The sequence below is a fragment of the Pseudomonas sp. S11P7 genome (assembly GCF_023195435.1).
GTDB lineage: Bacteria > Pseudomonadota > Gammaproteobacteria > Pseudomonadales > Pseudomonadaceae > Aquipseudomonas > Aquipseudomonas fluorescens_G.
The window spans coordinates 2,426,012-2,449,196 of record NZ_JALPKS020000002.1 but is presented as its reverse complement, the minus strand read 5'-3'; the positions used below and the strand labels follow the sequence as shown (position 1 = coordinate 2,449,196).

Genomic DNA, 23,185 nt, shown 5'->3' with positions numbered 1-23,185 from the left:
CAGGGATCGCGTGCAAAGCTTGAAATAGTCGAAATCAAAAGCCCCTCACCCTAGCCCTCTCCCGGAGGGAGAGGGGACTGACCGCAGTGATTGGAAGACGTACGCCACCTGAGATACCGAGTCGAATGCGAATTTTGAATGGCACGCAGATCGGCTCCCTCTCCAAGGGGAGAGGGCTGGGGTGAGGGGCGAATCCACCGCAAATCCCAAGCCAACCACCCGCTTCTAACCACTCAACAATGAGCGTTAGCTCGCGTGCTTTTGATCTTGACCCACCGGCGACGTCGGAAGGCTGAGCGGAGGGATTGATCCGGGCGTGGGAGCGCAGCGACCGTCTGGCGCAGCCAGACACAGCGGACGTAGGTGCAGCGCAGCAAACCGTAGCCGCTGCGCCCGGATCGATCCCACAGCGAAGGAACCCGAGCCTGCGAGGGCCGTACGTAGGAGCAAGCGTTTTTTGCTTACTTTTTTGGCGTTTGAAAAAAGTGAGTCGCCGTCAGGCGAAACCGCCAGCCGCAGCACCCGAAGCAACGGATATGTACCCAGCAAAAACCAGCGCCTGATCAGATCAGAATGAAAAGCCCCAACAACCCGGCAAAAATCGCCCACTTCTCCAGGTAATAACGCGTACGGTTACGCTTCTTCAGCTCCTTGCCCCGCAACCGAATCTTGTAGATCCGCGCAAACAAACGGTTGATCCCGCCAGTCCGATCCCCAGCATCGTTCGGCGCACCCGCCGCCGACATCACCGTACGACTGAACCAGCTGTTAAACGCCGCCGCCCAGCGATACTTCATCGGCCGCTCAATGTCACAAAACAGAATGATGCGATTCTTGTCGGTCGTGTTTTCAGCGTAATGAATAAACGTCTCGTCGAACATCACCGCTTCGCCATCGCGCCAGTGATAGCTCTCACCGTCAACGTTGATATAGCAACCGGCATCGTTCGGCGTATCCAGCCCCAAGTGATAACGATAGGAACCGGCGTACGGATCGCGATGGCGGACCAGTTTCGAACCCGGTGGCAATTCGGCAAACATCGCAGCCTTGATCGAACCGATGCTCTGCACCAGTTCAGTGGTGCGCGGGCAGAGCTTCATCGCCGAAGGATGGCTTTCGCCGTACCACTTCAGATAGAAACGCTTCCAGCCGCTCTTGAAGAACGAGTTGAAACCGACATCGTCATACTGGTTCGAGCGCTTGATCTCACCGGCACGCAACAGATTCTGGCCTTCTTCGCGGATCTCCTCCCAGTGCGCCTGCAACGGACTCAGATCGGGAAACTCGCTCGGGTCGAGGTAAGGCTGGTTCGGCTTTTTCGAAAACAGATAAAGGAAGCAGTTGATCGGCGCGAGAAACGTCGAATGGTCGCTCAGCTGTCGACCAAGCTTGTGCCGCACACGCCCGCGCAAATGAACGTAGGCAATCGAAATGACATAAACAGCAGCAATGATGAGTTTCACGGAAATCGTCACACGTCAGAAGTGAACAAACTGCGCGCCGGGTGGCCGAAGGCCCTGCGTCTTGTGCAGCGGTCTGAATACAAAGTGGCACGTCCTTGAGCCTGCGCCGTCATTCGGCGTCGGTAAAAGGTGGCATTTTAGCCACAGTTTGTAACCGACTGTGAACCTTCATCTGTGAAAAACTGTCATGCGCGTGCACCAATCAGCGATCTTGGCGTCATCGCCCTATCGTTTAAAGAGCCAGACCAGTACAATCGCCGCCAAACTTTACGCGCCCCCTTGGTTGATGCCGGTACTTCTCCGCTTCAGCGCACTTTGGCTTGGGCCAAGGCTCCAGCCGCGCCTCGCTTTTAAGAATGCTTTGCAGGAATAACTCTTGATTTCTACAGCTAACATCACGATGCAGTTCGGCGCCAAGCCGCTCTTCGAAAACGTTTCGGTCAAATTCGGCGCGGGCAATCGCTACGGTCTGATTGGCGCCAACGGTTGCGGCAAGTCGACCTTTATGAAAATCCTCGGCGGCGACCTCGACCCGTCCGGCGGTCAGGTCATGCTCGAGCCGAACGTGCGTCTGGGCAAGCTGCGCCAGGATCAGTTCGCGTACGAAGAATTCACTGTGATCGACACCGTGATCATGGGTCACGAAGAGCTGTGGAAGGTCAAGGCCGAGCGCGACCGCATCTATTCGATGGCGGAAATGACCGAAGAAGACGGCATGGCCGTCGCCGAGCTGGAAACCGAGTTCGCCGAGATGGACGGCTACACCGCCGAATCCCGTGCCGGTGAACTGCTGCTGGGTCTGGGCATTCCGCTGGAACAGCATTTCGGCCCGATGAGCGAAGTTTCGCCAGGCTGGAAACTGCGCGTATTGCTGGCGCAGGCGCTGTTTTCCGATCCGGAAGTGCTGTTGCTCGACGAACCGACCAACCACCTGGACATCAACACCATTCGCTGGCTGGAAAACATCCTGACCCAGCGCAACAGCCTGATGATCATCATCTCCCACGACCGGCACTTCCTGAATAGCGTGTGCACGCATATGGCTGACCTGGATTACGGCGAGCTGCGTCTGTTCCCGGGCAACTACGACGAGTACATGACCGTGGCGACCCAGTCCCGCGAACAACTGCTGTCGGACAACGCCAAGAAGAAAGCGCAGATTTCCGAGCTGCAATCGTTCGTCAGCCGCTTCTCGGCCAACGCCTCGAAAGCCAAGCAGGCCACTTCCCGCGCCAAGGCGATCGACAAGATCCAGCTGGCCGAAGTCAAGCCTTCGAGCCGTGTCAGCCCGTTCATTCGTTTCGAACAGAACAAGAAGCTGCACCGTCAGGCGGTCATGGTCGAGAAGATGGCCAAGGGTTTCGACGGCAAGCCGCTGTTCAAGGATTTCAGCTTCCAGGTTGAAGCCGGCGAGCGCGTGGCGATCATCGGCCCGAACGGTATCGGTAAAACCACCCTGCTGCGCACCCTGGTCAACGAACTGACCCCGGATGCCGGTACCGTCAAGTGGACCGACGCTGCGGAACTGGGCTACTACGCTCAGGACCACGCGCACGATTTCGAAGACGACGTCACCCTGTTCGACTGGATGGGCCAGTGGACTCAAGGCGAGCAGATGATCCGTGGCACGCTGGGCCGGATGCTGTTCTCCAACGACGAGATCCTCAAGTCGGTCAAGGTCATCTCCGGTGGTGAGCAAGGCCGCATGCTGTTCGGCAAGCTGATCCTGCAAAAGCCGAACGTGCTGATCATGGACGAACCGACCAACCACCTCGATATGGAATCGATCGAAGCGCTGAACCTGGCGCTGGAAAACTACCCGGGCACGCTGATCTTCGTCAGCCATGACCGCGAGTTCGTCTCGTCGCTGGCCACGCGCATCATCGAGCTGAGCCCGGATGGCGTGACCGACTTCAGCGGCACTTACGATGATTACCTGCGTAGCCAGGGCGTCGTTTTCTAAAAGCAGCTGCAAGTTTTTAGCTGCAAGCTTCAAGCTAAAGCCCTGTCCGTGTGACGGGGCTTTTTTTGCATTCAGGGCCGAGTGATTGGTTGGTGCGGTGACCTTCGCGAGCAGGCTCGCTCCCACATTTGAAATGCGCTCTACCTGCCATGATCGTTTCCACGCTCCGCGTGGGAATGCAGCCCGGGATGCTCCGCGTCCCAAAGCAGACGCAGAGCGTCCATGGCGGCGTTACCACGCGGAGCGTGGGAACGATCAGAACGTAGCTGCAAGTTTTTAGCTGCAAGCTTCAAGCTAAAAGCCCTGTCCGTGTGACGGGGCTTTTTGCGTTCAGGGCCGAGTGATTGGTTGGTGCGGTGACCTTCGCGAGCAGGCTCGCTCCCACCTTTGGAATGCGCCCTACCCGCCACTGATCGTTACCACGCGGAGCGTGGGAACGATCATCGCACTTTAAATGTGGGAGCGAGCCTGCTCGCGAACGCGGCCTCAGCAGCACCGCACTCATCGGCGAAGTCGTTAGCCTGCTTTCCTTTCATCCATGCCCGCGCCATGATGACGGCAACGCTCCCACCGCCGCCCGCGATCGAGTTCTCATGTCTGCACAGCCTCAAGCCCCGCAAAGCTCTCTGGCGATCACGCTGAAGATCGTCTCCATCGTCTTCTATACCTTTATTGCCTTCCTCTGCATCGGCCTGCCGATCGCGGTGTTGCCCGGTTACGTGCATGAGCAACTGGGTTTCAGTGCGGTGGTTGCCGGGCTGGTGATTGGTTCGCAGTACCTGGCCACCCTGCTCAGCCGGCCGATGGCCGGACGCATGTCGGATACCCTCGGGACCAAGCGGGCGATCATTTACGGTTTATGGGGGATTGTGCTCAGTGGTGTGCTGACGCTGCTTTCGACGTTGCTGCACGACTTTGCCCTGACCAGCTTGATCATTCTGATCATCGGCCGCTTGCTGCTGGGCGTGGCGCAAGGGTTGATCGGCGTGGGCACGATCAGTTGGTGCATGGGCGCGGTCGGTGTCGAACACACGGCCAAATCCATCGGCTGGAACGGCATCGCATCGTACGGTGCCATCGCCATTGGGGCGCCGCTCGGGGTGGTGATGGTCGCCGATTACGGCTTCACCAGCCTCGGCATTGCTTTGGCTGCACTGGCGGCCGGTGCGCTGCTGCTGATTCGCAACAAACCTTCGGTGCCGGTGATTCGCGGCGAACGCCTGCCGTTCTGGGCGGTGTTCGGGCGGATCGCCCCGTACGGCACCAGCCTGACTCTGGCCTCGATCGGCTACGGCACGCTGACCACCTTCATCACGCTGTATTACCTGGATCGTGGCTGGACCGGCGCAGCGTACTGCCTGACGGTGTTCGGCGTGTGTTTCATTCTGTCGCGGCTGCTGTTCATTTCGACGATTGCGCGTTTTGGCGGGTTCACTTCGGCCATCGCCTGCATGAGCGTGGAAACTCTCGGCCTGGTGTTGTTGTGGCTGGCGCCCTCCACCGCGTTCGCCTTGATCGGCGCCGGGCTGGCCGGGTTTGGCCTGTCGCTGGTGTACCCGGCGCTGGGCGTCGAGGCGATCAAGCAAGTACCGAGTTCCAGCCGCGGATCAGGGCTGGGCGCATATGCGGTGTTCTTCGATCTGGCGCTGGCGATTGCCGGGCCATTGATGGGCGCGGTGGCGCTGAATCTGGGCTATGGGTGGATATTCTTCAGTGCGGCGATGTTGTCGGTGATCGGGTTGGGGCTGACGTTGCTGCTCCAGCGCCGGTCGATTTCCTGAAGCAGCACACCGCCCATGTGGGAGCGAGCCTGCTCGCGAATGCGTAATGTCAGCCGACATTCCCTTTACTGATACACCGCCTTCGCGAGCAGGCTCGCTCCCACATGAGATCCATATCGTCTGTTGGGTCGGGCTTATTGATCGGCAGTCTGCATTCCCGCCCGTGTCGGCTTGCCCAGCGCATGGGAGAAGAACCGGCCGGCCTCGGAGATCAGGTTGCGATGAATGTCCTCGCGGTCGACGCCATCGGCATCGGTGCACAGTGCCGGCATCGCGCGGATCTGCTCTTCGTTGCACGGCGCCAGGAACACGAAGTGCCCTGCCCCGGCGAGTAATTTGAAATCCGGCGCGGTCGGCAGTTTGCGCGCCAGTGCGGCGGCGTTCTTATCGAAGGCCACCAGTTTGTCGCCATCGCCGCTGTAGAGCAGCACCGGCACGTGCACATCGGCCAGGGTGTGCCGGCCGAACTTCAGGCTCAGCGGCGCCATCAGCAATAACGCGTGAACACGCGGATCCGGCACCGGTTGCAGATCATCGCGGTCGACGATCAATTCGCCCTGGGTATTGCAGGCATCGTGATCGTCCGGGCGTTCCTGGCAATAGCGGCGCAGGCGATCCAGATCCGGCTGCGCGCCGGAGAGAATCAACGCGGTCTCGCCACCCGCCGAATAACCGATCACACCGACCTGCTCGGCATTCACGAAAGGCGCGAGCATGCCGTCGCCAAGGGTCGCGGTGATCGCTTGAGAAATCTGGATCGGCCGCCCGTAGAGATTGCTCAGGGTGCCGAGTCGGCTGTGGTCTTTGGAGTTGTCGCCGGGATGAATCACCGCGACCACCACAAAGCCTTTGCGCGCCAGCGAAGTCGCGAGATCGTGCAAAGCCAGCGGCGTGCCAGTGTTGCCGTGAGAAAGCATCAGCATGGGAAAACGGCCGATGGCGACTTTGGTGTCCTCGCCGGCCTCGACCGAATAGCCCTCAAGCAGGCTCTGGTGTTCGCGCTCGCTGGAGGGATAGAACGCGATCGCGCGCATCGGTTGCAGATCGAGCGGGTCAAGAAAGGTCATTTCGTGGTAGCCGACGCTCCACACAGGGTGTCGTCCGGGCGCCGCTTGCACTGAATCGAGGCTGACCAGCAGGCCTATCAGTAACATTGCACAAAGACGCACCATGGATGCCCCACCCTGTTTTGACTGAATCCAATGATTCGCATGCCTGTGTAGAGCGGCGCGCGAACGCTGAACGATGAACTGCATAACCCGGGCCAGATTATGTAATAGCCAGAAACAAAAAACTCCGTATTCGCCCCTTGCGGAACCAGAATACAGAGTTTTTCGAGTAGTGCCTGAACCTCAGCTGTTCTTTACGCAAGCCTTACGCGGCGGCGAACAGCTGCTCGCTGATCTTCGCTTGGGCAGCGGTCATCGCGTTGTTGCGCACTTCTTCACCGTAAGCCAGACCTTCAGCGCGAACGATTTCAATGTCGGTAATGCCCAGGAAGCCCAACACCAGCTTCAGATATTCTTCGTGAGCGATGCCGCTGGCCTGACCGGCATGAATGCCGCCGGAGGTGGACACGATCACTACTTTCTTGCCGCCGCACAGGCCTTCAGGGCCGGCTTCGGTGTAACGGAAGGTCTGGCCGGCGACGGCAACGCGGTCGATCCACGCCTTGAGTTGGGTTGGCACGGTGAAGTTGTACATCGGCGCGGCGATTACCACGGCGTCTGCAGCGATGAACTCGGCCAGGGTGCTGGCGCTCAGTTCAGCTTCGTGCTGTTGCGCGGCGTCGCGCAGTTCAGCTGTGGTGCCGGCGGCAACCAGAGTTGTCGCCGAGAAGTGGCTGATCGCGTCAGCCGCCAGATCACGGTAAGTCACCACGGCGCTCGGCTCAGCGGCCTGCCAGGCTTTGACGACCTGACTGCTCAGCTGACGGGATGCCGAGTTGTCGCCCAGAATGCTCGAATCGATGTGCAGCAGTTTCATGTGGATGCTCCTTAAGTGATCGCCGGTTGCGACGCAATGGAGACAATCCTACGCAAGAAACCAATGGATGATTAGCCGCCTGCAATGCGATAGTTTGTCCTATTGATAGAACAGTCGGATGATTTGCATGCAAGACCTCAACGATCTCTACTATTTCGCCAAAGTCGTCGAGGCCGGTGGATTCGCCGCCGCCGGGCGTTTGTTGGGTATTCCCAAGTCGCGGCTGTCGCGGCGCATCGCCGAACTGGAAGAACGCCTCGGCGCGCGGCTGCTACAACGCACCACCCGCCAGCTCAACCTGACGGCGGTCGGCGAGCGTTATTTGCGCCACTGTCAGGCAATGTTGCTCGAAGCGGAAATGGCCGATGAGGCGGTGGCGAGCATGTCCAGTGAGCCGCGCGGTCGGTTGCGCGTTTCTTGCCCGACCGGACTGGCGCGGGAAATGCTGCCGTGGGTCATCAGCGAATTCCTCGGCAAATTTCCCCAGGTGCAACTGGAAGTCGTCCTGCTCAATCGCCGCGTCGATCTGGTTGGCGAAGGTTTCGATGTGGCATTGCGCGTGCGCGAGCACGGTGATGAAGATCCGTTGCTGGTTACCCGGCGTCTGCGGCAGGCGCAAATGGTCGTGGTCGGCAGCCCGGCATTCATCGCGGGCCACTCGGTCAATCATCCAGAGGACCTGAAAAACCTGCCGGTGCTCGGCGCGCTTGAGGCTGATCGGCTGGTCCATGTGCGCTTGCTCGATGCTCAGGGCAAGAGTTTCGAACTGAACATGGAGGCGCGTCTGGGCATCGATGACTTTATTGTGCGCAAGGCCTGTGTGCTGGCGGGCCAGGGTTTCACCTTGCTGCCGATGATGTATTGCGACGAAGAACTGCGTAACGGCACGCTGGTGCAGATGCTGCCGGAGTGGTCGCTGCCCGGCGGCTGGCTGCAAGCGGTGTATCCGCATCGACGCGGGGTGATGCCCGCAGTGCGCGCATGGATCGATCATCTGGTCGAATCGTTCAATGCCTGTGGGGAGCGACCGTTATGAGCAAGGGAAGAATGACTGAGGCTGAGGTGGCCGCGTTTTGCCTGGCATTGCCGGGCGCTCGGGAAGATTACAAGTGGGGCGGCGTGCGGGTGTTTTCGATTGCCGGCAACAAGATGTTCGCCTTGCAGGGACTGCGCGGCGACTCACTGGCCTTCAAGGTCGACAAGGACCTGTTTCTCGGCCATTGCGACCGCCCGGGCATCCACCCGGCGCCGTATCTGGCGCGGGCGCAGTGGATCATCATGCACCCGCCCTACCCGCTGGGCACCGAGGAACTGCAGGGGCTGTTGCAGCGTTCGCATCAGTTGGTGGTGGGCAAGTTGCCGAAGAAAACCCAAATCGGTCTTCTGCTGTAAACCTGATCCCTTGTAGGCCTTCGCCTGCTCGCGATAGCGGTCTGTCTGTTGAAGATGTAGCGGCTGACACACCGCTATCGCGAGCAGGCGAAGGCCTACAAGGGGCGGAGGTGGTTCTTAAGACAGGGTCAGCAGATTCGAGCCGAGGAACAGCTGGTCAATCCAGAACACCTGATGCAGCACGACAATCACCCAGAACAGAACCTGAAACGACACCTTGCGCGTCTTGTGCCGGAACACCTGCTGGGCGATCAGTGCGCCCGGCCAGCCGCCGGCGAGTTCCACGGCGTGGAGGATGTTTTCCGGGGTGCGCCAGGCATTGGTGCGCGCCTTGCGCTTGTCGGCCCAGTACATAAAGAACGCCAGCACGCTGACAATGCCGTACGCCGCCAGCGGCACCAGGGAGATCCCGTGCAGCCACATCGACAAGGAACCGAACAGCGGCAGCGCGCATACCACCAGCAGCACCAGCAGTTTGAATTTCAGATGCTGAATCGCGCCGCCCGAAGGCCGCGCTTCGGTGCGGCGCGCGCGGGAATCGTTCATGGCTTGGCCGCCGCCCAATCGACCCAGCCGAACTGCCAGGTCGCCAGAATCACCAGGCCGAACACGATCCGGTACCAGGCAAACGCTGCGTAGCTGTGGCTGGCGATGAACTTGAGCAGGCCGCGCACGGCAATCATGGCGAAAATGAATGCGGTGACGAAACCGATGGCAAACACCGGAAAATCCGCTGGCACAAACAAATGGCGATATTTATAGCCTGAGTAGACCGCCGCGCCGACCATGGTTGGCATCGCCAGGAAGAACGAGAACTCGGTGGCGGTTTTACGCGACAAGCCGAACAACAGGCCGCCGATGATCGTCGAGCCGGAGCGCGAGGTGCCGGGGATCATCGCCAGGCATTGGGCGAAGCCGACTTTCAGCGCGTCCTTCCAGGTGATTTCGTCGACCGTTTCAGCGTGCACTTCGTGCTGACGCTTCTCCGCCCAGAGCATGATCACACCGCCCACCACCAACGCTGCCGCGACCGTGATCGGGTTGAACAGGTATTCGTGGATCAGGTCGGCAAAAATCACCCCCAACACCACCGCCGGCAAGAACGCGATCAACAGGTTGGCGGTGAAACGCCGCGCAGTCGGCTGAGTCGGCAAGCCGATGACCACATCGAGGATCTTGCGGCGAAACTCCCAGACCACCGCGAGAATCGCGCCGAGCTGAATAATGATATTGAACGCCATGGCCCGTTCGCCGCCAAAATCGAGCAAGTCGGCAACAATGATCTGGTGTCCGGTACTGGAAATGGGCAAAAACTCCGTCAGCCCCTCTACAACTCCTAGTATCAGTGCCTGCAAGGCCGTCCAAAGATCCATCAAACCCCCAAAGAGCGATGCGCAGCGGCATGCCCCGATAGTATTTTTTTACGTTCACTGCGATCAGCGTAGCTGTTTATGGCTGTACCGATTCCGCGCGCACAGAATCCACACGAAACGGTAAAAATTCCGTGAAATTTCAAAATGGATTCAGGTTTTCACGCGCGGGGCCGAAATCCTAACAGACAAGCCCCAATAGCGCTGCCGCGTTATACGACTTGGGTCGCGTATGCCTGTCCACGCAATCGTGGTTGGATGCTGGCGATCGATCATTACAAGAACAAGAATCCGGAGTGACAGCGTTATGAACAGCTTGCGCAGTGTGTCGATCAGCCGACGCTTGTGGCTCATCTTGATTGTGGCGGTGGTCATGTTGCTGACCTTGGGCATGCTGATGCTCAAGCAGATCCATGACGACCTCTATCACGCCAAGGCCCAGAAAACCCAGCATGTGGTGCAGACCGCCAGCGGCCTGCTGACCTATTACCACGGCCTGCAGACCGCCGGCACCTTGACCAGGGAAGCGGCGCAGCAACAGGCACTGACGGCGATTCGCGGCTTGCGCTACGACCAGAGCGATTACTTCTGGATCAACGACCTCACGCCCGTGATGGTCATGCACCCGACCAATCCCAAGCTCGAAGGCCAGAATCTCTCGGCGATCCGCGACCCGGACGGGTTTGCGGTGTTCAACGAGATGGTCGCCATTGCCAAGGCCAAAGGCGCTGGCATGGTCAACTATCGCTGGCCGAAACCCGGCGCCACCGACCCGGTGGCGAAGACCTCTTACGTCAAGCTGTTCGAGCCGTGGGGCTGGGTGATCGGTTCCGGCGTCTATGTCGATGACGTGCAGGCCGAATTCCAGGGGCAGATGCTGAAAGCCTCGGCGATCGGCCTGGCCATCGCCCTGATCATGGCACTGCTGGTGATTCTGATCGCGCGCAGCATCGTCCGGCCGTTGCAGGAAACCGTGAATGCCATGGCCAACATCGCCAGCGGCGAAAGCGACCTGACCCGCAGCCTCGATACCCACGGCAAAGACGAAGTCACCGAACTGGCCCACCACTTCAACGCGTTTACCGCGAAATTGCGCCGGGTGATCGGCGACTTGCAGGTCTCGGCCAGTGCCCTGGGTCAATCCTCCAGCGAGCTGGGCAACGACGCGTCGCAGGCGCAGCAACGCAGTCAGCAGCAGTCGCAGCAGATGGAACTGGTGGCCACGGCGATCAACGAAGTGACCTATGGCGTGCAGGATGTGGCGAAAAACGCCGAGCACGCCGCCGCCGAAATGCGTGATGCCGAAGCGCAGGCGCAACAGGGCCAGATCAATATTGACGGCAGCCTGCAACAGATCGACAAGCTGTCCGGCACCATTGATCAAGCGGTGGAAGTGATTCGCACGCTGGCCGCGGAAAGCACGCAGATTGGCAGCGTGCTGGAAGTGATTCGCTCGATTGCCGAGCAAACCAATCTGCTCGCGCTCAACGCCGCCATCGAAGCGGCGCGCGCCGGCGAGCAAGGTCGCGGGTTTGCTGTTGTGGCCGATGAGGTGCGCTTGCTGGCGCAGCGTACGCAGAAGTCCACCGCAGAAATCCAGTCGATGATCGAGCGTCTGCAGAATCATTCCGAGGCCGCCGTAAAAGTGATCGGCGACAGCAGCAAGGCCTCGCAACTGACCATCGAACAGGCGGGGCTTGCCGGCGCCAGCCTCAATGCGATCGGCCAGGCACTGCGCAATCTAAATGGTCTGAACGCCTCGATTGCCAGCGCGACGTTGCAGCAGGCGCATGTGGTTGAAGACATCAATCAGAACGTGACGCAGGCGGCGGGGCTTTCGCACAGCACGGCGTTGGCGGCGGAGCAGTCGAGCGCGGCGAGTTTGCGGCTTGGGCAACTGAGCGAACAGCTCAACGGGTTGCTGCGGCAGTTTCGCGTCTAGTCACCTTCCTTTGTAGGAGTGAGCCTGCTCGCGATAGCGGTGTGTCAGACAATGTGAGTTTCGCTGACACACCGCTATCGCGAGCAGGCTCACTCCTACATGTTTTTGTGTAAAATCCGCCCCTTTCTTCATTCCCCCCAAGGATCCTCAATGTCCGGGCTCGAACTGTTTGCCGCCGCCCTCGGTGTGATCGCCGTCTGGCTCACGGTCAAACAGAATCCATGGTGCTGGCCGATCGGGCTGGTCATGGTGTTGCTCTACAGCTGGATCTTCTTTGAAGTGAAGCTGTATTCGGACATGTTGCTGCAGGTGATCTACGCCGCGCTGCAACTCTACGGCTGGTGGCAATGGACCCGCGCCGGGACGATGCACGACGGGCGTGCGGTGACGCGGCTGGACGCTCGCGCCGTCGCCCTTGGCCTTGGCGTCGGCGCGCTCGGCAGTCTGCTGCTTGGCGCGGCCATGGCGCACTGGACTGACGCTGCACAACCTTGGCTCGATGCCGCGCTCACCGGTTTCAGCCTGGTCGCGCAGTTATGGATGGCGCAGAAGCGCCTGCAATGCTGGGCGCTGTGGTTTGTGCTGGATGTGATCTTCGTCGGGTTGTTCCTCTATAAAGGGCTTTACCTCACCGCTGCGTTGTATGGGCTGTTTACCTTGCTGGCCGTGCAAGGCTATCGCGAATGGCGCGCCGACCCGGCGCTGCGCACATGAAGGTGGTGGTGCTGACCGGCCCGGAATCCAGCGGCAAGAGCTGGCTGGCGGCCGGCCTGCAACAGCGTTTTGGCGGTGTACGCGTGGATGAATACGTGCGCCGCTTCATCGAGCTCAATCCTCGCGACACCTGCCTGGCGGACATTCCCGAGATCGCTCACGGTCAGTTGCAATGGGAAGATCAAGCGCGGGCACAGCGGCCTGCGCTGCTGATTCTCGACACGCACCTGCTGAGCAACATGCTCTGGAGCCAGACGCTGTTCGGCGCGTGCCCGGCGTGGCTGGAGCGCGAACTGCTGGTGCGGCATTACGACCTGCATCTGCTGCTGTCACCGGAACAGGTCGACTGGACCGACGATGGCCTGCGCTGCCAGCCGGATCTTGCCGAGCGGCAGGCGTTTTATCAGGCGACTCGCCAATGGCTCGAGGACCATCAACAAACCGTGCAAGTCATTGCCGGCAACTGGGCCGAACGCCGGGCGCAGGCTTTCGCCGCCGTTGCGCGTTTGCTGGCTGAATGACCCGAACACGGGCCAAGTGTCCATTCCTGAAACACCCTCTCTGACGTAGAAGCCCGACCTCAACGCGGTTCACAGCTTTGTCATGCCGGTTGTTTCAACGTTGAAACACCATTGCACCAAGCCTTGTTCCAGAGCGTCGCTCAGCCAGTCGACAGCTCGGCGCCAACGCGCCTGTATCAGGGATGAAACAGATCCCGCACAACGCAGGCGAAAATTTCACTAACACTCTGAAATAAAAGCACATTTCAAAAGCGGCACAGCTTTCGCTCTCTCCTTCACAACGCTGACCAAGGGCAGCCCGTTGAAGAAGGAATTGCAGCCGTGGGGACTTTCAAAACCGGATTGACCTGTCTTGTGCTGATCGGATCGGCAGCCAGCGCGGTGATCAGCCTCAGCGTGCAGGCCCAAGGCAATGGCGTGATCGTCCTTCAACGCGACGTTCAGCCCATCCCGATCGGGCGCAATGGCGGCAAAGACCCCTACCCGACCACGGTCAACGCCAACCCTTCGGCACGCATCAATCAGACCGTCGGCAGCACTGAACTGAGCGACGGCGATTTCGCCAGCGTGGCCAGCGGCTCTTCGATTCGCGGCAACATCACCACGCCCAATTCGAACCTGCCCGGCATGAACACCCTGACCAAACAGAACGGTCTGCCCGGCATGCGTGTCGGCAGCGGCGGCGGTGCCGGTAGCTCGATCTCCAACACGGTCAACCGTGCCATGAGCACCGGTCTGGCGCCTCTGACCCGCATGGCCGGAGGCCAATGAAATGAATCGCACCCTGCTGCTTCTCGCCCTGCTCGGCTGCACCAGCGCCATGGCTGATCCGAACACGGTCAACCGCGCCAACCTTCAGGATTCCGGCACGCAATACCGCGGCAATTTCAACGTCAACCAGGCCGCCGGTGACCAGATGCAGCAAGCCAACACCAAGGCGATCGCCATTGGCACCGAGTCCCACGCGACCACCCAGGTCATGCAGAAAATCGACACGCCTGCCAGCCGCGCCATCGACGCGAGCGCCAACATCGGCGGCAACGCTTTCAGCAATGGCAACGGCATCCTCGGTGTGAACCAGGGCGCCGGCGCCAACAACCAAATGGCCAACGTCACGCGGATCAGCATCAGTGCTGCCCCGCAGAGCGTTGACGACAGCGCCCTTTCGCAACAGAACGTGGCGTTTTTACCCAGCTCAGGAGCAACTGGTACCTCACCCGGCAGTCGCCAGGTCACCACAAGTGATCAGGCCTTCACCGGCAGCCGCGGGGTTATCCAGGTGAACCAGAGTGCCGGGGTGGGGAACCGAATGGCCAACACCCTGAGCATCCGGGTCGCAGACTGACCCATACAAAGTGCAAGTGGAAAAGTAACAACACTTAACCCAACTAATAAGCACGATGGAGAAACACCATGAAACCTACAATGGCTCTCAAACCACTGGTTTTCGCACTCGCAGCAGTGATGGCAATCGCAGCACAGGCTGGCGGCCGTGATGACAACAACGGTCATGGTAACGGGCATGGCAATGGCCACGGCAACGGTCACGGCCAGCAAGGTCCAAATCTTGAACAACTGCTGCAGATCACCGCCGGCGCCGGCGCCGCTGTACTCGACGCGCAAGACAGCGACGGCAACGTGGTGAAAAACCAGGGCACGCTGAACAACGCCAACGCCAGCGACTCGCTCAACGGCTCCAACGGCAACATGGGCGCCAACGTTGCCGCCGGCGACGGCAATCAGCAGGACAACGCTGCTGCGCTGGCCACTGCTGACGAAAGCTTCATCTTCGGCAATGCTGTTGCGGCCTCGAGCGCGACTCAGGTCAACAACAACAACTACGTGAAAAACTCCTCCACGTTCAACAACGCCACGCTCAACAATGCCGGCAACAACGGCTCCGGCAACATCGGCATCAACGTGAGCGCCGGCAACTTCAACCAGCAGAAAAACAACCTGGCAATCGCTGTATCGGGTGGCCGTGTCGCCACTGCCGCCGCTGCTGCCAACCAGTCCTCCACTGGCCTGGTCGTAGAAAACAAAGGCGTGCAGGCTTACAAAACCGACACCCTTACCGGTACTTATGCAGCGGCTGGCACGTTCAAAGCCAAAGGCACTGCGACCATCGAAGACGACAACCCATGGCGGTTGGGGTAACCGTGGCGGCGGCCACGGCGGCAACGATGATCAGAAAGCCAAGTTCGAAGCCGTGGGCAGTTTTGGCCTCGCTGGCGTCACCACCCAACAGGTGTTGACCAAAGATGGCTGGAAAACCCCAGTCGTCAACAACGCCAACATGACCAACTCGATGAACAACTTCTCCGGCAACGGCGGAGCCAACGTCTCGGCCGGTGTCGGCAACCAGCAAAGCAACTCGCTGTCCATCGCCGCAGGTTGCAAAGCCTGCATGTAAGCGCGATCGAAACGAAAGCCCCGGCAACGGGGCTTTTTCCCAGGTTCCACAAGGCGTATTCGATCATGCGGACTCCTGCCCTCCTCGCTTTGCTTTGTCTGTGTGGCCTGACTCAGGCGGCGCAGATGCCCGTCGCTGCCCTGCCTGGCGGCGTACTGGTCTACAAGGACGTGCAAAGCATTCGTGAGCGCAAGTTTGCCGACATCGTCGAACAGAAAACCGATTTCAGCTGCGGCGCTGCTGCACTGGCAACGGTATTGCGCCAGGCCTATTGGCTCGACGTCGATGAGGAGCACATCATCAAAGGCATGCTGGTCAACGCTGACCAGGACCTTGTGCGTACGCAAGGTTTCTCCATGCTCGATATGAAGCGCTACGTGGAAAGCATCGGCATGCGCGCCCGTGGTTACCGGATCCCGCCCGAAAAACTCGAAGCGGTGACCATTCCGGTGGTGGTTCTGATGGATATTCGCGGCTACAAGCATTTCGTCGTGCTGCAGCGTTCGGACAAGGATTGGGTCTACATCGGTGACCCGGTTCTCGGCCACAAACGCTACAAGCATGATGACTTTGTCAAAGGTTGGAACGGCATAGTCTTTGCCATCGTCGGCCCCGGTTACGACAAGGCCAACGCCTTGCGCAGCCCTCCCGTGCCGCTGACGGCGAAGAATTCGCTGGACGGTTTCAACCCGGTCAAAGATGCGGAATTGATGGACTTCGGGTTCATTCAGAGCGACTTCTTTTAATCGCCGAGTTAGAGAATGGGACTGGATGTCCCGGGAGCAGCAGATGAAAACCTCATACTGGCTGGCCGCCGCCTGCCTGGCAGCGGGAGCGTCAGGCTTTGCCCATGCCGGATTCAAACCCATCGAAATCAAGGACCAGGAGCTTGCCGAGCTTCGCGGTCGGTACGTCATGCCGGGGCGGATCATCAGCTTCGGCATTGTCATGAGCAGCACCTGGCGCAACGCCAGCGGCGACCTGATCGGCGCGGCCACCTCGATGCAGGTCCAGGCCGCCACCGTCAAACCGGAATTCTATGTCTCGACCATCAAGGAGTCGGGCAATGGCAGCACGCCAACACTGGGAACAGGCACCGTGATCGGTGGCGCCGGCCTCAACAGCACGCAAGGCGTGACGCAAAGCGTGCGCGCCGCCGGCGATGGCAACACCGCCCACAACAACGTCGCAATCAACGTCAGCGAAGCCAGTCAGGCGCCGGCATTGGTGCCATCGCAGGGCCAGGCGCTCGTCGCCGGGCAGACCATCACTGGCAGCAACGGCGCTGGCAGCGTCGCGGTGTCGGCCAATGGCGGCGGCGTGCAAATGGCCATTCAGGCCAGCGGTAATCAGGGCACTGCATTGCAACAAGTCGCCCAGGGTGGCCTGCTGCAAAACACCCGCCTGCTGGGCAGTGCCAACGTGGTCAACAACCTCACGCAACTCAACGTCGTACTCAACAATAACGGCAGAAGCGCCGGTGCACTGGACTGCAACCTGACCCAACTCGGGGCCCTACGCAGTATCGGATATTGAACTACGCTGAGTCTCGATCATTGGGCTTAAAGGGACGGCTTATTCATGTATCGATCAGTATCACTGCGTGCCGCAGTGTGTTTGAGTACCCTTCTCCCGGCGGCGGTGCTGCAAGCAGCGCCCGACGCCGATGTAGAAGCCCTGAAACGGGAACTTCTGGAACTGAAACAACGATACGAAGTACAACAACAAGCCCTGGCAGTCCTTGAACAACGGGTCCGTCAGGTCGAAGAACAACCCGCCGCCCCACCACCAAAACGCCTGGCCAAATCGCCGTCGGACATGAAAGGCAATCGCGTCGCCACCGGAGCCGCCACCGGCACCGGTGCGGCCGCTGCATCGGGAGGCGCTGCCGGGGGCAGTGGCGCATCCTACGGGCAATCGCTGGCCGATGATTCGCAACCGGCGCAAAGCGTTTCCAACCTGTACGACGAAGCCAGCGGCTTTTTCGGGGGCGGCAAATTCAGTTTCGAAACCGGGGTCACCTATTCGCGCTATGACACTCGCCAGTTGATCCTCAACGGCTTCCTGGCACTGGACTCGATCTTTCTCGGCAACATCAACCTCGACCGGATCAAGGCTGACACCTGGACCCTCGATCTCACCGGCCGCTACAACTTCGACAACCGCTGGCAGTTCGACCTGAACGTGCCGGTGGTGTACCGCGAATCGACTTACCAGTCCGGCGGTGGCAATCAGGGCGCAGCCGGGGTGACCACCGAAGAAACCGTGACCAAAGACCCAACCATTGGCGACGTCAACTTCGGCATCGCCTACAAATTCCTCGACGAGTCGGTCAACACCCCGGACGCCGTCGTGACCCTGCGCGTCAAGGCGCCGACAGGCAAGGACCCGTTCGGTATCAAACTGCGCCAGACCGACGCCAACTCGAACCTGTTCGTGCCCGACACCCTGCCCACCGGCAACGGCGTCTGGTCGATCACGCCGGGCATCTCGCTGGTCAAGACCTTCGACCCGGCGGTGCTGTTCGGCAGCCTGTCGTACACCCACAACCTGGAGGAATCGTTCGACGACATCAGTTCCACCGTCAACCAGAAAACCCCGGGCAAGGTGCGCATCGGCGACAGCTTCCAGATCGGCGCCGGTATCGCTTTTGCCTTGAACGAGAAGATGAGCATGTCGTTCTCGGTGTCCGACCTGGTGCAGCGCAAAAGCAAGCTGAAACAGGACGGCGGCGATTGGGAATCGGTGATCTCCAGCGACGCCAACGCCGGTTATTTCAATATCGGCATGACCATCGCCGCCACCGACAACCTGACCATCGTGCCCAACCTGTCGCTGGGCATGACCGACGACGCACCGGATTTTTCTTTCAGCCTGAAATTTCCGTATTACTTCTAAGGGTGCGTCAAACAACAAAGGCCCGTTGCGATCACCTCGCAACGGGCCTTTGTTGTTTGCCCGCCCTAGCGGATCTGATGCTTGTGCAACAACCGATAAAACGTCGGCCGCGACACGCCGAGCACTTTCGCCGCAACGCTGAGGTTATCGCTGTGCCGGTTCAATACGTCGCACAGCGCCTGGCGTTCGGCGCGGGTCTTGTAATCTTCGAGGGTACCCATCGGCGTGGCGATCGAGTGTTGACTGATCAGCCCCAGATCGCGGGCTTCGATCTGTCGCCCTTCAGCCAACACCAGTCCACGGCGCACGCGGTTGGCCAGTTCGCGGACATTGCCCGGCCAGTCGTGCTTGCCCATGGCGATCAGCGCGTCTTCGCTGAAGCTGCGCGGACGCCGTCCGGTTTCGTGGCTGTAAAAGTGCGAAAAGTGATTGGCCAGCATCGACAGATCGCCGTGTCGCTCACGCAATGGTGCGGTCACCACTTGCAGGACGTTGAGGCGGTAATACAGATCCTCACGAAAAAGTTTTTTCTCGATCGCCGCTTCAAGGTCGACGTGGGTCGCCGCCAGCACCCGCACATCCACTGGAATCGGCTGACTGCCGCCGACGCGCTCGATGTGTTTTTCCTGGAGAAAGCGCAACAGATTGGCTTGCAGCTCCAAAGGCAGATCGCCGATCTCGTCGAGAAACAGCGTGCCGCCATTGGCCGCTTCAATGCGCCCGACCTTGCGCTGATGCGCGCCGGTAAACGCGCCTTTTTCGTGGCCGAACAATTCCGATTGAATCAGATGCTCAGGGATGGCGCCGCAATTGATCGCCACGAAGGGCTTGCTGTGGCGCTGGGACTGACGGTGCAATGTGCGTGCGACCAGTTCTTTACCAGTACCGCTTTCGCCGCGAATCAGAACCGGCGATTCAGTGGGCGCCAGTTTGCTGAGCAACTTGCGCAGTTCGCGAATCGGTTTGCTGTCGCCCAGCAGCTCGTGCTCGGGCTGGTCGACATGAATCGTGCCCTGCCCGCGCAATCGCGCCATCCCGAACGCACGGCCGAGGGTAACCTGGACCCGCGAGACGTCGAACGGCAAGGTGTGAAAGTCGAAAAACCATTCACAGACGAAGTCACCGACATTTTGCAAACGCAGGACTTCCTGATTGAGCACGGCGATCCATTCGGTGCCGCTGCGGCTGATCAGCTCTTTGACCGCTTCGGGGCGTTCGAGGTGAAACGGCTGTAATCGCAGCAAGCCGATGTCACAACTGCGCTCGGCGGCATTCTCCAATGAACAACTGTCGACATCCCAGCCAACCGCGCGTAATCCGGGCAATAAGCGGTGGCAGTCGTCGCACGGATCGACCACCAGTAAACGTCGTAACGCAGGCGCTTCGCTCATGACTGTTCCTTGGCGCCAAATAAAGGAAATGATTGAAAAAACAGTCATTTGGCAGTCCCGACTGTAACACTAGCAAGATTTTGACAGCCTCTTGTATCGATTGCTTATAGGCGTCCAGTTAAACCGGTTATAAGAAAGCGAGTTGTTAGTAAGCTATCGACTTAGTTGGTTATCAGAAGCTTTCACCGAGCTTTCAAAAGACCGCTTCAAAGCAGGATTTGAAAGAAACTTTGAAATTTCTTTGTTTCAGGTGTGACCCGTTCAAGGGTTGCGTGCATCAGTACAAGTAACCAGCCGAACGGTAAGCCCAACCGACGGCACATCATTTGATTGGGCACGACAGAGAGAAGACCCCATGACCGCCCCGCTCCGTATCAACGAAGCTCTTCTGATTGCCAACCACGCCTTCAAACCTTTCCACTGCGTGGCCTGGGCGCCGCAAGACGGCAATGGCGAACTGAGCCTGACCGTCGTCGACCGGACCAACTCGCACATCGGCCGCAAACAGATTCCAAGCAGCGCCTACTCCGACCCGGCGCAACTCGAGCAACTGCTGCAGCAGGCTCGCGCAGAACTCAGCGAAGAAGGTTACAGCCTGCAATCGTGGTCGATGCCACACTGAGAGGCAGTTCGTGCGGGTGACTTCGAAGTCATTCGCTTCTGCGCTTAGTTGCAACCTTGTAAACTTCCACCTGCCTGTATAATTCTTTTCATGCCGACCAGGCTTAATTGCTTGGTCGGCTTTCTTTTGGTTCAAAAAGACACTGTTCTGGCACAGTGTGACCGTCCATCCGTTAGTTCTTACAGTTGTACTTCTCCCGGTTCAGGGATTGAATGTTCCCCTCGTGCAGTTAGCCATCCGGTTCGCGGTCATGGTCAACTCGCAAGGAGATGCGTGCATGTCCACCCTGAACACTTTTGCGTTGCCGGCCGTACCGACGACGGTATCGCCGTCGTTTACGCCTCGATCCGGGCAGCTCGATAAAACCTTTGGCACTCAGGGCATCGCTCAGGTGTACTTTGCGGGCAGCGTGTCCAGCCTGAGTGAAGACATCACCCTCGATGCCCAAGGGCGAATTCTGATTGCGGCGAAAGTCTGCGACGCTGGCGGCAGCCGATTTGGTTTGGCGCGCATGCTGCCCGATGGCTCGGCAGACCTGACCTTTGGCGTGCACGGCAGCGTCATCGATACCTTTGCCCACGGTTTCGAGGCCACCGGTGGCAAAGTCAAAGTACTGCCGGACGGGCGCATTCTGCTGGCTGGCCTGCATTACGAAAACGCCCATCGCACTCTCCCCGCGCTGGCCTTGTTCGCTGCCAACGGCCAACCGGACGTGTCCTTTGGCGACAACGGCCGTCAGGTAGTACGCCTACCGGGCGATTTGTCCATGGGCAGCCGCGATGCCTGGCTGCCACCGGGCGTGCCGGGGGCCGAAGCCTGCGACGTCGCCGTGCAGGACGACGGGCGAATTCTGTTGATCGCCAACCATCATTTTGAACTGGCCGACCATGCCGGCATGCTGATTCGCCTCATGCCCGACGGCGGTCTGGACGACACCTTCAATGGGCGCGGCTTTGTGATGATCCGTCATTTATTGCTCAACACCTGGCTGAGCAGCCTGTTGTTGCAAAAGGACGGCCGAATCGTGGTCGCCGGCTCCATCGATCTTCCCAGGAAGGCTTGCTCGCGCGTTACCTGCCCGACGGCCGTCTCGATGAGTGTTTCGCCGTGGACGGCTTTATGGCGTTCAAGGCTGAGAACAAAAGTGTTCAAGTCAGTCGCGTTCTCGATACGCACGATGCACTGCACTGTTTCGGCAGCAGCCGCGATCCCATCCGTTGCCTGTCCTTCACCCTGCACTCGAACGGCCGACCGGACATCCACAGTCATGGTGGTCAACCACAGCTTCTGCACATCGGCCACAGCGGTTGCCAGTGGAGCACCGCTCAGCATTTGCCGGACGGTCGGATGATCGCAGTCGGTGCAACCATCGGCGGCGTAGAAGCGGACTTCATCGTTGCGCGCTATTTAAGCGACGGCAGCCTCGATCCCGCGTTCGGCGATGGCAATGGCTGGCTGCGCACACGTCTGGGACGGAGTCTGGATTCGGCCAATTCAGTCGCCGTGCAGGCGGATGGCGCGATTCTGGTGGGCGGGTTTTCGCTGGATGGGAATTATCGGGCGGTGGTTGTGCGGTATCTCGATCAGTAGGCGGAGGAGCCTTACCGTTGGTCGGGAATACCCATGGACCTGTAATTTCTGACAGTAGACGGCGAGTTTGATCGGGCATCAGATAGCCGGACGCACAAATCGCTGCGCGCTATCCAGAAAAAGGAATTTTGCTATGAACGATTTAGTAACCCCGTCCAAACATCGGACAAACATTCAACTTGCGCCGGAGAAAATGGAGCTTGATGCTCCCCGTATCCATTCCGTTACTAACGGCGACGGGGAATTCATTCCATCAGAGGGCACTACCACTAACGGTGATTTGTCTTTCATTGGTTCGGCGCAGCCGGATCAATTCGCGGAGATACTGGATGATGGGATTCCGGTGCACCCTCCCGTAAATGTAGATGTAAATGGTCATTTCAGCGCACTGCTAGTTAACCAGAGACGAGGTCTTCATGTTTATCGCGTTAAAACGACCGATGGCCAGCAGTCAGCGATGTGGATCATCAATGTGGATGTGAAAGAAACGCTTTCAATCGAATCGGTGTACGGCCCTGATGGCAAGATCATTGGTAACGGTGAAACCACATTTCATACTGAACTGAATTTCACCGGCGTCGCCACGCCAGGAAAAGTCGTGGAGCTGGTAAATAACGGTACAGTTGTGAAACTCCTTAACGTCGATCCAAACGGACATTGGAGTGCCAATCTCAAAGACCTCGACACAGGCACCCAGAACTTCATCGCACGGGAGCCAAACGGGCAGCAATCATCCCCTTGGCAAGTGCACATAAAGCAACGCGCGTTGCTTAGCATCCAGTTCATCCTGGGCAATGAAAACTTTCGATTGATCGGGAATCACGAGTCTACAACCGACAGAACGCTAACATTGGTCGGCACAGCGAACCCAGGCGAAACCGGCTGGGTTGTCGATTATCACAATGACCTCGTGCCGTTCGCCGCTAACCATAACGGTGTCTACTTCGCCACGATCGAGGGTCTGGAGGAAAACCTTGTTCATACTTTCCGGCTGCGATCCGACCTAGGCAGACTCTCCTCGCCTTGGGCAATCAGGGTAATTTCCTCGAAACTGGGATAAACGCATAAAGGCCGGCCGGATCATGACCCGGTCGGCCTCCGTTGTTCCCGCTTTTCCCGGCGCGGCCACACAAACCAGG

Annotated in this window: 20 protein-coding genes and 2 pseudogenes; 16 read left to right on the top strand and 6 right to left on the bottom strand. The window is 59.2% G+C overall.

From position 1 onward, the window contains the following. Positions 1-563 precede the first annotated feature (563 nt). Positions 564-1,463 (bottom strand): lipid A hydroxylase LpxO, encoded by a 900-nt coding sequence (gene lpxO / locus M0746_RS11415; protein WP_258449241.1) that lies wholly within the window; start codon positions 1,461-1,463, stop codon positions 564-566. Between the two features lie 376 nt (positions 1,464-1,839). Between lpxO and M0746_RS11410 the strand changes: the two genes are divergently transcribed. Together M0746_RS11410 and M0746_RS11405 are read left to right on the top strand one after the other, a co-directional pair. Then, complete coding sequence (locus M0746_RS11410; protein ID WP_090283621.1) at positions 1,840-3,426, top strand: ABC-F family ATPase; 1,587 nt, start codon at positions 1,840-1,842, stop codon at positions 3,424-3,426. A gap of 593 nt (positions 3,427-4,019) precedes the next feature. Continuing rightward, positions 4,020-5,207, top strand: a complete 1,188-nt coding sequence (locus M0746_RS11405; RefSeq protein ID WP_258449240.1) for an MFS transporter — start codon at positions 4,020-4,022, stop codon at positions 5,205-5,207. Positions 5,208-5,341: 134 nt separating this feature from the next. On the opposite strand, the gene M0746_RS11400 is transcribed toward M0746_RS11405, so the two are convergent. Next, positions 5,342-6,379: an alpha/beta hydrolase family protein gene (locus M0746_RS11400; RefSeq protein ID WP_208937434.1), complete on the bottom strand. Its 1,038-nt coding sequence runs from the start codon at positions 6,377-6,379 to the stop codon at positions 5,342-5,344. A 202-nt stretch (positions 6,380-6,581) separates the two neighbouring features. Next, positions 6,582-7,193 carry an FMN-dependent NADH-azoreductase gene (locus M0746_RS11395; RefSeq protein ID WP_258449239.1) on the bottom strand — a complete coding sequence of 204 codons (612 nt, stop codon included), beginning with the start codon at positions 7,191-7,193 and terminating at the stop codon, positions 6,582-6,584. A gap of 127 nt (positions 7,194-7,320) precedes the next feature. Here M0746_RS11395 and M0746_RS11390 point away from each other — a divergent pair, with 127 nt between their 5' ends. Continuing rightward, positions 7,321-8,229, top strand: coding sequence for a LysR substrate-binding domain-containing protein (locus M0746_RS11390; RefSeq protein WP_208937433.1), 909 nt, complete (start codon positions 7,321-7,323; stop codon positions 8,227-8,229). Then, on the top strand, positions 8,226-8,585 hold the full coding sequence (locus tag M0746_RS11385; RefSeq protein WP_258449238.1) for an MmcQ/YjbR family DNA-binding protein: 360 nt from the start codon (positions 8,226-8,228) through the stop codon (positions 8,583-8,585). The genes M0746_RS11390 and M0746_RS11385 overlap by 4 nt, the downstream gene beginning before the upstream one ends. A gap of 117 nt (positions 8,586-8,702) precedes the next feature. Here M0746_RS11385 and M0746_RS11380 read toward each other — a convergent pair whose 3' ends face one another. Both M0746_RS11380 and M0746_RS11375 read right to left on the bottom strand, forming a co-directional pair. Next, positions 8,703-9,131: a DUF1294 domain-containing protein gene (locus M0746_RS11380; RefSeq protein ID WP_258449237.1), complete on the bottom strand. Its 429-nt coding sequence runs from the start codon at positions 9,129-9,131 to the stop codon at positions 8,703-8,705. Then, positions 9,128-9,958 carry an undecaprenyl-diphosphate phosphatase gene (locus M0746_RS11375; protein ID WP_258449236.1) on the bottom strand — a complete coding sequence of 277 codons (831 nt, stop codon included), beginning with the start codon at positions 9,956-9,958 and terminating at the stop codon, positions 9,128-9,130. Before M0746_RS11375 ends, M0746_RS11380 begins: the two co-directional genes overlap by 4 nt. A gap of 304 nt (positions 9,959-10,262) precedes the next feature. Here M0746_RS11375 and M0746_RS11370 point away from each other — a divergent pair, with 304 nt between their 5' ends. The 9 genes and pseudogenes from M0746_RS11370 to M0746_RS11330 all read left to right on the top strand — a co-directional run bounded on the left by M0746_RS11370 (position 10,263) and on the right by M0746_RS11330 (position 18,443). Next, positions 10,263-11,897 carry a methyl-accepting chemotaxis protein gene (locus M0746_RS11370; RefSeq protein WP_258449235.1) on the top strand — a complete coding sequence of 545 codons (1,635 nt, stop codon included), beginning with the start codon at positions 10,263-10,265 and terminating at the stop codon, positions 11,895-11,897. A gap of 150 nt (positions 11,898-12,047) precedes the next feature. Then, a complete protein-coding gene (gene pnuC, locus M0746_RS11365; RefSeq protein WP_208937428.1) occupies positions 12,048-12,611 on the top strand; it encodes a nicotinamide riboside transporter PnuC in 564 nt (187 codons plus the stop codon). Further along, positions 12,608-13,132 carry an AAA family ATPase gene (locus M0746_RS11360; protein WP_258451471.1) on the top strand — a complete coding sequence of 175 codons (525 nt, stop codon included), beginning with the start codon at positions 12,608-12,610 and terminating at the stop codon, positions 13,130-13,132. The genes pnuC and M0746_RS11360 overlap by 4 nt, the downstream gene beginning before the upstream one ends. A 321-nt stretch (positions 13,133-13,453) precedes the next feature. Then, positions 13,454-13,903, top strand: a complete 450-nt coding sequence (locus M0746_RS11355) for a hypothetical protein (RefSeq protein WP_258449234.1) — start codon at positions 13,454-13,456, stop codon at positions 13,901-13,903. Between the two features lies 1 nt (position 13,904). Then, positions 13,905-14,477 carry an adhesin gene (locus M0746_RS11350; protein ID WP_258449233.1) on the top strand — a complete coding sequence of 191 codons (573 nt, stop codon included), beginning with the start codon at positions 13,905-13,907 and terminating at the stop codon, positions 14,475-14,477. A gap of 68 nt (positions 14,478-14,545) precedes the next feature. Continuing rightward, a pseudogene (locus tag M0746_RS11345) lies at positions 14,546-15,545 on the top strand (heme utilization protein). Between the two features lie 65 nt (positions 15,546-15,610). Then, positions 15,611-16,291 carry a C39 family peptidase gene (locus M0746_RS11340; RefSeq protein WP_039760558.1) on the top strand — a complete coding sequence of 227 codons (681 nt, stop codon included), beginning with the start codon at positions 15,611-15,613 and terminating at the stop codon, positions 16,289-16,291. Positions 16,292-16,334: 43 nt separating this feature from the next. Next, positions 16,335-17,081: a hypothetical protein gene (locus tag M0746_RS11335; protein ID WP_258449232.1), complete on the top strand. Its 747-nt coding sequence runs from the start codon at positions 16,335-16,337 to the stop codon at positions 17,079-17,081. Positions 17,082-17,126: 45 nt separating this feature from the next. Then, the gene (locus M0746_RS11330) at positions 17,127-18,443 is read left to right on the top strand and encodes a hypothetical protein (RefSeq protein WP_258449231.1); all 1,317 of its coding nucleotides are present in this window, start codon (positions 17,127-17,129) and stop codon (positions 18,441-18,443) included. 65 nt (positions 18,444-18,508) lie between these two features. Here M0746_RS11330 and M0746_RS11325 read toward each other — a convergent pair whose 3' ends face one another. Beyond that, complete coding sequence (locus M0746_RS11325; protein WP_090283651.1) at positions 18,509-19,834, bottom strand: sigma-54 dependent transcriptional regulator; 1,326 nt, start codon at positions 19,832-19,834, stop codon at positions 18,509-18,511. A gap of 355 nt (positions 19,835-20,189) precedes the next feature. Between M0746_RS11325 and M0746_RS11320 the strand changes: the two genes are divergently transcribed. From M0746_RS11320 to M0746_RS11310, 3 genes and pseudogenes are all read left to right on the top strand, one after another. Continuing rightward, the gene (locus M0746_RS11320) at positions 20,190-20,456 is read left to right on the top strand and encodes a hypothetical protein (RefSeq protein WP_208937421.1); all 267 of its coding nucleotides are present in this window, start codon (positions 20,190-20,192) and stop codon (positions 20,454-20,456) included. Between the two features lie 277 nt (positions 20,457-20,733). Further along, positions 20,734-22,046 (top strand): annotated as a pseudogene (locus M0746_RS11315) (hypothetical protein). Between the two features lie 133 nt (positions 22,047-22,179). Then, positions 22,180-23,106 (top strand): hypothetical protein, encoded by a 927-nt coding sequence (locus M0746_RS11310; RefSeq protein ID WP_258449230.1) that lies wholly within the window; start codon positions 22,180-22,182, stop codon positions 23,104-23,106. Positions 23,107-23,185: the final 79 nt, after the last annotated feature.